Annotated in this window: 1 protein-coding gene; it reads left to right on the top strand. The window is 69.0% G+C overall.

Features of this window, described 5'->3' with window-relative positions:
* Positions 1-18 precede the first annotated feature (18 nt).
* A partial coding sequence (locus D7Y04_RS43365) for an aminotransferase class I/II-fold pyridoxal phosphate-dependent enzyme (protein WP_233601882.1) occupies positions 19-397 on the top strand: 379 nt, incomplete at its 3' end.

Below are 397 nucleotides of genomic sequence, written 5' to 3'. Positions count from 1 at the left end.
GAGCGCGTCGGAGGGAAGGTGCAACGCGTTCCGCTCGACGCCACGCTGACGCATGACCTTGCGGCCATGGAGGCCCGCGTGGGCGCGGGCACGAAGCTCGTCTCGGTGTGCAATCCCAACAACCCCACGGGCACCATCGTCGACCCGGCGCGCCTGCGCGCCTTCTGCGAGGCGGTGTCTCCCCGCGCCACCGTGCTGGTGGACGAGGTGTATCTGAACTCCCTGGAGCCCGCGCCGGGCCAGTCCATGGTGGACCAGGTGCGCGCGGGAAGAAGCGTCATCATCGCCCGCTCCTTCTCCAAGATTTATGGGCTGGCCGGCATGCGCGTGGGCTACGCCCTGGCCCAGCCCCAGGTCATCCAGCGGTTGTCCGAGCTGCGGATGTCCCTCCCCAACT

The sequence above is a fragment of the Corallococcus sp. AB038B genome (genome assembly GCF_003668955.1).
GTDB classification, from domain to species: domain Bacteria; phylum Myxococcota; class Myxococcia; order Myxococcales; family Myxococcaceae; genus Corallococcus; species Corallococcus exiguus.
Note: the sequence above shows the minus strand (reverse complement) of the source record. Positions and strands in the feature narration are given on the sequence as shown.